Source organism: Bacillus sp. N5-665 (genome assembly GCF_022637375.2).
Lineage (GTDB): Bacteria > Bacillota > Bacilli > Bacillales > Bacillaceae_G > Bacillus_A > Bacillus_A wiedmannii.
Window position 1 is genome coordinate 1,844,096 of sequence record NZ_CP093325.1, and the last position, 11,877, is coordinate 1,855,972.

Sequence of the window (11,877 nt, forward strand, 5' to 3'; positions counted from 1 at the left end):
ATGTTATGATAAAAGAAATATAAACGTTTAGAGGTAAAGGAGTGTTTGGAGTGGGGAATATATCCTTACCGTTAGATTATGTTGTAATTGATTTTGAAACAACAGGATTTAACCCTTATAATGATAAAATTATTCAAGTAGCAGCAGTGAAATATCGTAATCATGAACTAGTAGATCAATTTGTTTCCTATGTGAATCCAGAGCGTTCAATTCCGGACCGAATAACGAGTTTAACAGGTATTACAAATTATCGTGTTTCAGATGCACCGACGATTGAAGAAGTATTACCTTTATTTTTAGCATTTTTACATACAAATGTTATTGTCGCTCATAATGCATCTTTTGATATGCGTTTTTTAAAAAGTAATGTAAATATGCTTGGGCTGCCTGAACCTCAAAATAAAGTGATTGATACTGTGTTTTTAGCGAAGAAATATATGAAGTACGCACCTAATCATAAACTTGAAACGTTAAAGCGAATGCTTGGCATTCGTTTAAGTTCTCATAATGCATTTGATGATTGTATTACTTGTGCAGCTGTTTATCAAAAATGTGCATCTATTGAAGAAGAAACAAACAGGAAATCGAATACAGAAGTACTTGATGAAACAGCAGTATATGAAGCAGTAAAAAAGATACTTGTACGAAATAAACGTGATATCGAATGGATTCGTTGTATGAATGTAGGAAGCTATTTAGATATAAAAGCTTTTTATCCAGTTATGAGAGTAAAAGTAAAAGGGCGAAAGAAATACGTATTAACAGAGATATTAGAAGATGATGTGAAAGAAATATGTACGAGTTTAAATTGTGAACCGGCGTTAAAAAATGAAGTTGGTAATACGAGAATTATGCTTAATAGCTTAGAGGATGTCCTGAAATTAGAAAGTTATATTTTAGGACAGTATGATTTCGTACTGCAAGCGCTAAGTGAGTATAAACAAAGTGAAATGAATGCAGATGAAAAGTTAAAAGAATATTTAAATATAATGGTATAAAAAACTCCGTGTACAAGAAGTTGTACACGGAGTTTTTTTAGGAGTACTAAAACATAAAATTTTCTTGCAAATCTGATTAAAGAGTTTTTCATTTGCTCATACTATGTATAGTAAGAATGTGAAGGAGAGAGGGTGAACAGCATGAGAAGAAGTCGCCGTAAATCATTTGACGAACTTGTGAAAGAAAATAAACAACAATTATTAAGTGATCGTGATGCAATCGATCGCATTGAAGAGCGTATTGAAAAACGTTATGAAATGCAACTTTTTAAGCAAGCTGAATAATTCTTAACACTAGTACGATACTAGTGTTAAGGAGGCGATAGTAATGGGTAATCCGAAAAAGAATTCAAAAGACTTTGCACCGAATCATATTGGAACACAATCAAAAAAAGCTGGTGGCAATAAAGGAAAGCAAATGCAAGACCAAACAGGCAAACAACCGATTGTTGATAACGGTTAAAAAGGGAGAATGTTGTCATTCTTCTTTTTGTGACGGATTTTTAATAGTCAAAAAGGGCTGACTTATGTCAGCCCTTTTTCGTAATCGTAAAATTTTCAACGAGTAAACGCCAATTTTGCGGGAATGGTAAGCCAATCTTCCAGTAACTAATACCGCCTATACCTTGTTCTTTCATTAAATTGAATTTGCTTTGAACAGACCGTGAATCTTCAAACCAAACTTCGTGTTGTACGCCGTTTTCGTCAAAGTAATTAAAATGAGGAGCTTGAGCTGTGAAATCATAGCGGATAGGAACATTGTATTTACGAGCTAGTGCAACAGCTGCGACAGAGCTAATTGCTTTTGCAGGCGGGTTACCTTGTTTGAACGGAAGTTTCCAATCGAATCCGTATAAGTTTTGCCCCATCATAATTTTTTGTGGAGGCATTTGAGATTTTGCGTATTGAAGTACTTCTTTTACAGGACCGATAGGAGAAATAGCCATCGGTGGACCACCTTGCCAACCCCAGTCGTATGTCATAATGACGACGAAATCAACAATTTGTCCTTGTGCCTTATAATCGTGAGCTTCGAAAAATTTGCCCTTTTGATTTGAACTTGTTTTCGGTACAAGCGTTGTACTCAATGTGTACCCGCTAGGTAAGCGTGTTTTTACAGTTCGTAAAAAACGATTATACGCTTCACGATCTTCAGGTGCCACACTCTCGAAATCAAAATGAATGTCTCGCATGCCATATTTTTCAGCTGTTTGCAAAATGTTAGTAATAAATTTGTTTTGAATCGTTGCATCGCGTAAAATAACCGATGTCAGATCGGCACTGAAATTTCCATTTTCAATATTTGTAATAACGAGCATAGGGATGGTATTACCTTGCGTTGCAATATTAGCGATTTTAGCTGTTTCAGTTGGTTCTTTTAACGTACCATCTCTTTTTGCCTCGAAACTGAAGTAGGCCAAATATGTTAAAAATGGATTAATGGCACGCGTAGCATTAACCAAACTTTCTTTTATTGGTATTGTTGAAGGTTGTAAATAAGCGATGGATTCTACTGCGCGTTTTGTCCCTTTTGGTATATATAATTGCTGTCCAACATGGAGAATGGATTTTAAAGATAAGTTATTAACCTTAGCTAAACTAGCGAGAGGTACGTTATATGTTTGAGAGATTCGATATAGGCTATCGCCAGGCTGTACATAATAATTATTCCCTTTCGTATTAACGATCAGTGCCTGACCTACAACGAGTGTTTCAGCTGGATTTAGTCCATTGTCCTTTACTATTTCGTCAGGTGTTGATCCATACTTTGATGCCAAGCTATATACGCTATCACCGCTACGAACAGTTACAATTTGAATCATATGCTTGCTCCTTTCAGTAAAAGATTCACTGTTTTTATTTTATTTTTGATGTCACTGTATTATGATTAAATGTATGCAAGGCAGCAGAAGTGAAAGAAGGCGAATACATATGTTTGTAGCAGAACATGAAGTTGAAATCCGTTATGCGGAAACAGATCAAATGGGTGTTGTTTACCATTCAAACTATTTGGTGTGGCTTGAACTAGGTCGCACGAAACTTATACAAGATTTAGGATTTTCATATGTTGAAATGGAGAAAGAGGGAATTATTTCTCCTGTGTTAGACTTGCAAATTTCATATCGTAAAGCGATGCGTTACGGAGAAAAAGCAATTGTGAAAACGTGGATTGATACTGTTAGTCCGCTTCGCGTTGTATATGGTTATGAAATATATAACGGTGAAGGTGAACTTTGTATTACTGCAAGTACGACGAATATTTGCGCGAAAAAAGAAGGATTTAGGCCCGTATCATTTAAAAAGTTATATCCAGAGTGGTATGCGAAATATGAGGAAATTAAGAAAAAATAAAAAAGCGTGGCAGAAGCCACGCTTTTTTATTTTTCATAATTAAATTGCGGGAAATCATCACCGTCGTTAAATGTAACAGCTAAATTATGTCCATCGAAGAACCACTCATCGTCGCCTTCAATAAAGAAGTTAATACCTTCTTCTTGAGTTTGAACAGCAGGATGTGCAGGATCATCTTTACGAATACCTAAAGAAAGTCCTTTTTGCACAGTACTGCAACCGCCGTATTGTACGAAAAGGCGTAGTGTTTCACCCGATTGTAAGTTTAATTCGTTTTTATACCATTGTGCTGCTTCTTTTGTTACGGAAAGATTCATGTATAGTTCCTCCAAATTATGTTGCTTTTTCTTTAGTATAAAAAATAACGCAAAAAGACGCTATTAATATGCTTCACGTTTTCTTTTTGCGTTATGTGGGTTACGATCTTATTTTTGCTTTTTTGAAAAGTTTGCTTTCGGTTCAGTTTTATTTATAATTCGTCCGATATTTGCACGGTGTTTATAAATAACCATACCTGCTAATAAACACATCGCAATAATGAAGATTTTATCCCCGCTAACAATGGATGCAATAACAGCAACGACGGCTGTTACCATAGAAGAAAGTGATACGTATCTTGTTGTAAATAAAAGGCTAAAAAAGACAACAGCTAATATTGCAAAAACAACTGGAGAGTAGCATAATAGCACGCCAGCAGAAGTTGCAACAGCTTTACCACCACGGAATTTCGCGAAAATCGGATACACATGTCCAAGAACAGCTGCTAACCCGAACCATAATGGGTGAACATCTAATCCGAAAATAATCGGTAGACTTGTTGCTAATGTACCTTTTAAAATGTCAGCAATTGTAACGATAAAACCTGCTTTTTTCCCTAGTGTGCGGAATGTATTTGTTCCGCCTAGATTACCGCTTCCGTGCTCACGAATATCGATTCCGTAGCCGATTTTTCCAACGACTAGTGCGAATGGAATCGAGCCAAGTAAGTAGGCAACGATAAATAAAAGATATGTAGTAACCATAAGTTCAGTCTCCTTTATTCAAATGTGTTGATAAAGGGTAAAAAGAGTTTTTCCCGTATATTGTACCATACATTTGTAAAGAGCACATTTCTTTTTTGTAAATGAAAAATTCATTATTTCGTGAAAAAAATTTCACAGGAATGTTACATTTCTCACAGAAACACCAAGACTATATGTAGTAACATTTTAATCAAAAGACAACAACATATTGGTGGAGGGTTATAAATGTTACAACGAAATGTACGTGGAGAAGAATTAATGAGAGTATTTGAGACGATTGTCCACGGTAGTGAGCAAGATTTAATGCAAGAAAATGCAAATGTAGATGGTCGCTCTCCGATGGGAGTAATGGGAACGTTCGCATCAGAGAGTGCGAAATATTATGCAGTTGAAAATTTATTGTCAGATCAAGTGAAAAAAGCGATAAATCAAAATATATTATATCCACATGACTTAGATTTTTATGCGACAGGAACGACGACTTGTTCGCAAATTCCGTTAGCGCAAATGCTTGCGAACGGTTTTCATACCGGACATGGGCATATGAGACAACCGCAGGATATTAAAAGTGCATTGGCTCTTGCGTCTATTATTTTTCAGGCGAATCAAAATATGCAGCACGGTGGTCAATCATTTGCACTCTTTGATATTGATTTAGCTCCATATGTGAGAAAAACAGTAGCGAGACATAAGAAACGATTACAGTCATATCCGCTTACGAAAGAACAAATAGAAGAATTTGCATGGAAAGAAACAGAAAATGATACGTATCAGGCGTGTGAAGCTTTCGTTCATAATTCAAATAGTATGCATAGTAGGGGCGGGGGACAAGTACCGTTTATTTCTATTAATTATGGAACAGACACATCAAAAGAGGGACGGTTATTAGTTAGACAGCTTTTAAAAGCGACACAAGCTGGTCTTGGTAAGGGGGAAACACCAATTTTTCCAATTCAAATTTTAAAAATGAAAAAAGGTGTGAACTTTGAAGAATGTGATCCGAACTATGATTTATTTGAATTAGCGTTAGAGACAACGGCTGAACGATTATTCCCTAACTTTTCATTTTTAGATGCGCCATTTAATGCAGTACATTATGACGGACGACCGGAAAGTGAAGTATGTTATATGGGATGTCGTACCCGTGTTATGTCTAACATACATGGAGAAGAAACAGCGATTGGAAGAGGCAATTTATCATTTACGTCTATCAACTTAGTGAAATTAGCGTTAATTAGTGGTTCAAAAGAAGCATTTTTTGAAGCGTTAAATTATTACTTAGATTTAGGAATTAAGCAATTATTAGAGAGATTTGAGTATCAATGTACGAAGCGAGCAAGAGATTTTCGATTTTTATATTCACAAGGTGTATGGCGCGGTGGAGAGAAATTACAGCCTGAAGATTCTGTAGCATCCATTTTAAAGCAAGGGACGTTAAGTCTTGGTTTTATCGGTCTTGCGGAGTGCTTAGTAGCTTTAACAGGAAAGCATCATGGAGAAGATGAAGAATCATGGAAACTCGGGTATGAAATCATTTCCTTTATGAGAGATAGAATGGATAAAGCAACGGAAGAACATGAACTGAATTTCTCAGTAATTGCAACTCCTGCGGAAGGGTTATCAGGGAAGTTTGTGAAAAAAGATAGGGAAGAATTTGGTGTGATTAGCGGTATAACGAACCATAATTATTATACGAATTCATTCCATATTCCAGTTTATTATAACATGCAAGCGATAAATAAAATTCGTTTAGAAGGACCTTTCCATGCCCTATGTAACGGGGGACATATTACGTACATTGAACTAGACGGAGCAGCTATGCATAACAAACAGGCGTTAAAACAAATTGTACGAGCGATGGCAGAACATGGCGTTGGGTACGGTTCAATTAATCATCCTGTTGATCGTTGTAAATGCTGCAGTTATCACGGAGTTATTGGTAATGAATGTCCAAGTTGCGGAAATGGAGACGAGGCTAATATAGAAAGAATTCGCCGTATAACAGGTTATCTTGTAGGAGATATGTCGAAGTGGAATAGTGCGAAACGTAGTGAAGAGATGGATCGGGTGAAGCATAAATGAAAGTGATGAACATCATTCATGATAGTGTAGTAGATGGGGAAGGGTTGCGGACAGTCGTGTTTTTTGCGGGCTGTCCGCATCGTTGTTTCGGTTGCCATAATCCGAAATCGTGGAATATTTGTAATGGAACTGAAATGACAGTAGAAGAAATTGTGAACGAGATTGCAAGTAATTCATTAACTGATGTAACATTTTCAGGTGGAGATCCATTTTTTCAAGCTGCTGAAGTGAAAAAAGTAGCAAAAGCTGTGAAAGACTTGAAAAAAAATCTTTGGATGTATACAGGTTATACGTTAGAAGAGATACAGAGTTCTCAAAATAATGATATGATAGAGTTGTTACATTATGGGGATGTTTTAGTCGATGGAAGATTTGAAATCGAGAAAAAAGATTTAACACTTCCATTTCGCGGAAGCTCCAATCAACGTATTATTCGATTGAAAGAGTAAAAAGGCGGGATAGATTATATGAATAAAACAGTATTACTTGTTGAAGATGAAAGAAGATTACGTGAAATCGTTAGTGATTATTTTCGTAATGAAGGCTTTGAAGTAATCGAAGCAGAAGACGGAAAAATAGCGTTAGAATTATTTGCAGAGCATGAAATTGATTTAATTATGTTAGATATAATGTTACCAGAAATAGATGGATGGTCTGTTTGTAGACGAATTAGAAAAGAATCAGCAGTACCAATCATTATGTTGACAGCACGTTCGGATGAGGATGATACATTACTAGGATTCGAATTAGGTGCGGATGAGTATGTAACGAAACCTTTCAGCCCGAAAGTGTTAGTAGCTCGTGCAAAGACGTTATTGAAACGTGCGGATGGTGTGGTAGGAGTAGCGGAAGAAAATGCCATGTCTTTAGCTGGAATAGAAGTGAATCGTCTATCTAGAACCGTTTTAGTAGATGGAGAAGAAATTATATTGACACATAAGGAATTTGAACTTCTTGTTTATTTAATGGAGAACAAAGGAATTGTGTTGTCACGTCAACATTTATTAGATCAGTTATGGGGATATGATTACTACGGTGATGACCGAACGGTTGATACTCATATTAAAAAACTACGAAATAAGCTAGGAGATAAAGCGAAGCATATCGGTACTGTTATTCGAGTGGGTTACAAATTTGAAGAATAACCGTTAAATTACTATGCGCTTTGGCTTTGGGATATAGCAAATTTATACTCTCTTTTGTAGGTGGAATGTACAAAAAATACTTTTCTTGTCTACAATGATAGATAAGAGTATTTTTTTAATTGGATTTCACGATGAGTTCACAAGAAGGACACAAACTGTGACTATACTGAAAGTACGAATTCACCAGAGAGGGGAAATAAAACATGGGATATTACGACGGACCGAATTTGAATGAAGAGCATAGTGAAACGAGAGAAATGAAAAAAACAGGTAGTAAAAAAGGATATTTTTTCACAGGTTTAGTTGGAGCAGTAGTCGGGGCTGTCACAATTAGTTTTGCGGCACCATATATGCCATGGGCTCAAAATAATGGAGCGGTTGTATCATCATTCAGTTCGGATTCAAAAGTTGAAGGTACTGTAGTTCCTGTGGTCAATAAAGCAAAAAATGAAACTGATTTACCTGGTATGATTGAAGGCGCGAAAGATGTAGTTGTAGGTGTTATTAATATGCAACAAAGTGTTGATCCATTTGCAATGCAACCGACAGGCCAAGAACAACAAGCTGGCTCAGGATCAGGTGTTATTTATAAAAAAGCAGGAAATAAAGCGTATATTGTAACGAACAACCATGTAGTAGATGGAGCAAATAAACTTGCTGTAAAACTAAGTGATGGTAAAAAGGTAGATGCAAAACTTGTAGGGAAAGACCCTTGGTTAGATTTAGCGGTTGTAGAAATTGATGGATCTAATGTAAATAAAGTTGCCACTTTAGGTGATTCAAGTAAACTTCGTGCGGGTGAAAAAGCGATTGCAATTGGTAACCCACTAGGGTTTGATGGAAGTGTAACGGAAGGTATTATTAGTAGCAAAGAACGTGAAATTCCAGTAGATATCGATGGCGATAAGCGTGCAGATTGGAATGCTCAAGTTATTCAAACAGATGCAGCAATTAACCCAGGTAATAGTGGTGGTGCGTTGTTTAACCAAAATGGTGAAATAATTGGGATTAATTCAAGTAAAATTGCACAACAAGAAGTTGAAGGAATTGGATTTGCTATTCCAATTAATATTGCAAAGCCAGTTATTGAATCACTTGAAAAAGACGGAGTGGTGAAACGTCCAGCTCTTGGAGTAGGTGTCGTTTCATTAGAAGATGTGCAAGCTTATGCAGTAAATCAATTGAAAGTACCGAAAGAAGTAACAAACGGCGTTGTATTAGGTAAAATTTACCCAATATCACCTGCAGAAAAAGCTGGTTTAGAGCAATATGATATTGTAGTATCATTAGATGATCAAAAAGTAGAAAATTCACTTCAATTCCGTAAATATTTATATGAAAAGAAAAAAGTAGGCGAGAAAGTAGAAGTTACATTCTATCGTAACGGTCAAAAAATGACGAAAACAGCTACTTTAGCAGATAATTCAGCTACAAAGAATCAATAATTGAAATAAAAGAAAGTCTCTTTCATATTGAAAGAGACTTTCTTTATCGGCTATACTAAAGGAATAGGAGGGATAGATTATGACAATTGAAAACCCAACTCGTACGGAAATTGGTGAAGTATTAAAGAAAAGCAAAACGATTGCAGTTGTTGGATTATCGGATAAGCCAGAACGTACATCGTATATGGTTTCAAAAGCAATGCAAGATGCTGGGTATCGCATTATTCCAGTAAACCCAACAGTAAATGAGGTGCTTGGAGAAAAAGCAGTTTCTTCACTAAAGGATATTAAGGAACATGTGGACATTGTAAATGTATTCCGCCGTTCAGAATTTTTAATGGATGTTGCGAAAGAGTTTGTAGAGATTGATGCAGATGTTTTTTGGGCACAATTAGGAGTACAAGATGAAGATACATATAAACTTTTGCAAGAAACAGGCTATACTGTAATAATGGATCGTTGCATTAAAGTAGAACATGCGATGACAAAATAGTATAGGTTTTAAAGAGAGAAAGATTGATTCAGCCCTCGTTATAAATAAGTAGGGCCGATGAACGAGGTGTTCATCATGAGATTTTTTAAAGGCTGTTTTTGGGGATTGTTACTTGTTATCCCATTTTGGATATTGATCATTTGGATCATGATAAAGGTTTGGAATGTATAATCTTGGCATACATATCCATTTCTCGTTGACAAACGATTATTTTTCTGAAATAGTAGCCTAGAGGAATCCTTGTGAAAAAACAAGGATTTTTCTATTGAAAATGGTATATAAAAGAGATAAGATAACTTGCCAAAACTATAGTCGAGGCGTTATTCTATAATAGAAACATATGTTCTGATTTGATTAGGAAAGGGGCAAGGAGTTTGGCGAAGCATCAGTTCCAATATAATGAAGATGCAATTCAAGTGCTAGAAGGACTTGAAGCCGTTCGAAAACGCCCGGGTATGTATATCGGGAGTACGGATAGCCGTGGATTGCATCATTTAGTATATGAAATAGTAGATAACTCCGTTGATGAAGCGTTAGCGGGATTTGGCGACGAAATTTCTGTCGTAATACATAAAGATAATAGTATTAGCGTTATAGATAAAGGGCGAGGGATGCCTACGGGAATGCATAAACTTGGGAAACCTACACCTGAAGTCATTTTAACTGTACTTCATGCCGGTGGTAAATTTGGTCAAGGTGGTTACAAAACGAGTGGTGGTTTACACGGTGTTGGGGCATCAGTTGTAAATGCCTTGTCAGAATGGTTAGTAGTAACGATTAAACGTGACGGAAATATTTATGAACAACGCTTTGAAAATGGTGGTATTCCTGCAACGACACTGGAGAAGATCGGGAAGACGAAAGAGTCTGGTACGACAATACATTTTAAACCAGATACAACGATTTTCAGTACAACAAATTACAATTATGAAACATTATGTGAGAGATTACGTGAATCTGCATTCTTATTAAAAGGAATGAAAATCTCGATAAAAGATGAACGTAATGATTTAGAGGATGTCTTTCATTATGAAACAGGAATTGAAGCTTTCGTTTCATACTTAAACGAAGAGAAAGATTCGATTCATCCGGTTGTATACTTCACTGGTGAACAAAACGGAATTGAAGCAGAGTTAGCATTCCAGTTTAACGATGGCTATTCAGAAAACATTCTTTCGTTTGTAAATAACGTACGTACAAAAGATGGGGGAACACACGAAGCTGGATTTAAAACAGCAATGACGCGTGTGTTCAATGAGTATGCTCGTAAAGTATCGTTATTAAAAGAAAAAGATAAAAACTTAGAAGGTACAGATATTCGTGAAGGTGTAGCGGCTATCGTTTCTGTACGTGTACCAGAAGAAGTACTTCAGTTTGAAGGGCAAACGAAAGGGAAACTTGGTACAAGTGAAGCTCGTTCTTCAATTGATGCAATTGTATCTGAGCATTTAGCTTACTTTTTAGAAGAAAACCCGGATGTTGCTACACTTCTTGTGAGAAAGGCAGTTAAAGCAGCGCAAGCACGTGAAGCTGCTCGTAAAGCGAGAGAAGAAGCGCGTACTGGTAAAAAGAAAAAGAAATCAGAAGGTACATTAAGTGGTAAGTTAACACCAGCACAATCACGTAACCCGCAAAAAAATGAACTGTACCTAGTAGAGGGTGACTCTGCCGGCGGTTCCGCGAAACAAGGTCGAGATCGACGTTTCCAAGCGGTATTACCGTTACGTGGTAAAGTAATCAATACAGAAAAAGCAAAACTTGCTGATATCTTTAAAAATGAAGAGATTAATACAATCATTTACGCTATTGGCGGTGGTGTAGGGAATGAATTCGCTGTTGAAGATATTAACTACGATAAAGTTGTAATTATGACCGATGCTGATACAGATGGTGCGCACATTCAAGTATTGTTACTAACGTTCTTCTACAGATATATGAAACCACTTATCGAAGCTGGCAAAGTATTTATTGCACTTCCTCCTTTATACAAAGTAAGTAAAGGAAAAGGTAAGAGTGAAGTGATTGAGTATGCATGGTCTGATGAAGAATTAGATGGTGTAACAAAAAAAGTCGGTAAAGGCTACATGCTGCAGCGCTATAAAGGACTTGGCGAAATGAATGCCGATCAATTATGGGAAACAACTATGAATCCTGAAACACGTACATTGATTCGTGTGAAAATTGACGATGCATCAAGAGCGGAGCGCCGAGTTACGACATTGATGGGTGATAAAGTAGAACCTCGCCGTAAATGGATCGAACGAAATGTACAATTTGGTATGCAAGAAGAAGGAAATATTTTAGAAAATGAAATGATTATGGAGACGGAGGTGGAATAAC

Annotated in this window: 13 protein-coding genes; 10 read left to right on the forward strand and 3 right to left on the reverse strand. The window is 36.5% G+C overall.

Translation table 11 applies throughout. The annotated features are described in order from the left end of the window. The first annotated feature begins 50 nt into the window (after positions 1–50). From MNO09_RS12045 to sspN, 3 genes are all read left to right on the forward strand, one after another. On the forward strand, positions 51–998 hold the full coding sequence (locus tag MNO09_RS12045) for a 3'-5' exonuclease (protein WP_000526921.1): 948 nt from the start codon (positions 51–53) through the stop codon (positions 996–998). 141 nt (positions 999–1,139) lie between these two features. Continuing rightward, positions 1,140–1,283 carry an FbpB family small basic protein gene (locus tag MNO09_RS12050; RefSeq protein ID WP_001254698.1) on the forward strand — a complete coding sequence of 48 codons (144 nt, stop codon included), beginning with the start codon at positions 1,140–1,142 and terminating at the stop codon, positions 1,281–1,283. A 43-nt stretch (positions 1,284–1,326) separates the two neighbouring features. After that, entirely contained in the window at positions 1,327–1,461 is a 135-nt protein-coding gene (sspN, locus tag MNO09_RS12055; RefSeq protein WP_000527987.1) for an acid-soluble spore protein SspN, read from the forward strand. Positions 1,462–1,528: 67 nt separating this feature from the next. Here sspN and MNO09_RS12060 read toward each other — a convergent pair whose 3' ends face one another. Next, a complete protein-coding gene (locus MNO09_RS12060) occupies positions 1,529–2,821 on the reverse strand; it encodes a glycoside hydrolase family 18 protein (RefSeq protein WP_000614842.1) in 1,293 nt (430 codons plus the stop codon). Between the two features lie 109 nt (positions 2,822–2,930). On the opposite strand from MNO09_RS12060, the gene MNO09_RS12065 reads away from it, so the two are divergent. Beyond that, positions 2,931–3,350 (forward strand): acyl-CoA thioesterase, encoded by a 420-nt coding sequence (locus tag MNO09_RS12065; protein WP_000495804.1) that lies wholly within the window; start codon positions 2,931–2,933, stop codon positions 3,348–3,350. Positions 3,351–3,376: 26 nt separating this feature from the next. On the opposite strand, the gene MNO09_RS12070 is transcribed toward MNO09_RS12065, so the two are convergent. Next, positions 3,377–3,667 carry a HesB/YadR/YfhF family protein gene (locus MNO09_RS12070; RefSeq protein ID WP_001054448.1) on the reverse strand — a complete coding sequence of 97 codons (291 nt, stop codon included), beginning with the start codon at positions 3,665–3,667 and terminating at the stop codon, positions 3,377–3,379. Between the two features lie 108 nt (positions 3,668–3,775). Next, positions 3,776–4,372 (reverse strand): glycerol-3-phosphate 1-O-acyltransferase PlsY, encoded by a 597-nt coding sequence (gene plsY, locus MNO09_RS12075; protein WP_000258967.1) that lies wholly within the window; start codon positions 4,370–4,372, stop codon positions 3,776–3,778. Between the two features lie 225 nt (positions 4,373–4,597). Here plsY and MNO09_RS12080 point away from each other — a divergent pair, with 225 nt between their 5' ends. From MNO09_RS12080 to parE, 6 genes are all read left to right on the forward strand, one after another. Then, a complete protein-coding gene (locus MNO09_RS12080; protein WP_000941750.1) occupies positions 4,598–6,454 on the forward strand; it encodes an anaerobic ribonucleoside triphosphate reductase in 1,857 nt (618 codons plus the stop codon). Beyond that, positions 6,451–6,903 (forward strand): anaerobic ribonucleoside-triphosphate reductase activating protein, encoded by a 453-nt coding sequence (nrdG, locus tag MNO09_RS12085; protein WP_000867068.1) that lies wholly within the window; start codon positions 6,451–6,453, stop codon positions 6,901–6,903. Before MNO09_RS12080 ends, nrdG begins: the two co-directional genes overlap by 4 nt. A gap of 18 nt (positions 6,904–6,921) precedes the next feature. Continuing rightward, a complete protein-coding gene (locus MNO09_RS12090) occupies positions 6,922–7,599 on the forward strand; it encodes a response regulator transcription factor (RefSeq protein ID WP_001044675.1) in 678 nt (225 codons plus the stop codon). 203 nt (positions 7,600–7,802) lie between these two features. Further along, the gene (locus tag MNO09_RS12095; protein WP_000542628.1) at positions 7,803–9,044 is read left to right on the forward strand and encodes a S1C family serine protease; all 1,242 of its coding nucleotides are present in this window, start codon (positions 7,803–7,805) and stop codon (positions 9,042–9,044) included. Between the two features lie 79 nt (positions 9,045–9,123). Further along, positions 9,124–9,537 carry a CoA-binding protein gene (locus tag MNO09_RS12100; protein WP_000151395.1) on the forward strand — a complete coding sequence of 138 codons (414 nt, stop codon included), beginning with the start codon at positions 9,124–9,126 and terminating at the stop codon, positions 9,535–9,537. Between the two features lie 374 nt (positions 9,538–9,911). Continuing rightward, the gene (gene parE, locus MNO09_RS12105) at positions 9,912–11,876 is read left to right on the forward strand and encodes a DNA topoisomerase IV subunit B (RefSeq protein ID WP_001062190.1); all 1,965 of its coding nucleotides are present in this window, start codon (positions 9,912–9,914) and stop codon (positions 11,874–11,876) included. Position 11,877 lies beyond the last annotated feature (1 nt).

What these genes read in the sequence shown, in the direction of transcription:
- MNO09_RS12065 (WP_000495804.1), top strand. Translation starts at nt 2,931, where the DNA reads ATGTTTGTAGCAGAACATGAAGTTGAAATCCGTTATGCGGAAACAGAT.
- sspN (WP_000527987.1), top strand. Translation starts at nt 1,327, where the DNA reads ATGGGTAATCCGAAAAAGAATTCAAAAGACTTTGCACCGAATCATATT.
- MNO09_RS12070 (WP_001054448.1), bottom strand. Translation starts at nt 3,667, where the DNA reads ATGAATCTTTCCGTAACAAAAGAAGCAGCACAATGGTATAAAAACGAA.
- MNO09_RS12095 (WP_000542628.1), top strand. Translation starts at nt 7,803, where the DNA reads ATGGGATATTACGACGGACCGAATTTGAATGAAGAGCATAGTGAAACG.
- MNO09_RS12080 (WP_000941750.1), top strand. Translation starts at nt 4,598, where the DNA reads ATGTTACAACGAAATGTACGTGGAGAAGAATTAATGAGAGTATTTGAG.
- MNO09_RS12100 (WP_000151395.1), top strand. Translation starts at nt 9,124, where the DNA reads ATGACAATTGAAAACCCAACTCGTACGGAAATTGGTGAAGTATTAAAG.
- MNO09_RS12060 (WP_000614842.1), bottom strand. Translation starts at nt 2,821, where the DNA reads ATGATTCAAATTGTAACTGTTCGTAGCGGTGATAGCGTATATAGCTTG.
- MNO09_RS12050 (WP_001254698.1), top strand. Translation starts at nt 1,140, where the DNA reads ATGAGAAGAAGTCGCCGTAAATCATTTGACGAACTTGTGAAAGAAAAT.
- nrdG (WP_000867068.1), top strand. Translation starts at nt 6,451, where the DNA reads ATGAAAGTGATGAACATCATTCATGATAGTGTAGTAGATGGGGAAGGG.
- plsY (WP_000258967.1), bottom strand. Translation starts at nt 4,372, where the DNA reads ATGGTTACTACATATCTTTTATTTATCGTTGCCTACTTACTTGGCTCG.
- MNO09_RS12090 (WP_001044675.1), top strand. Translation starts at nt 6,922, where the DNA reads ATGAATAAAACAGTATTACTTGTTGAAGATGAAAGAAGATTACGTGAA.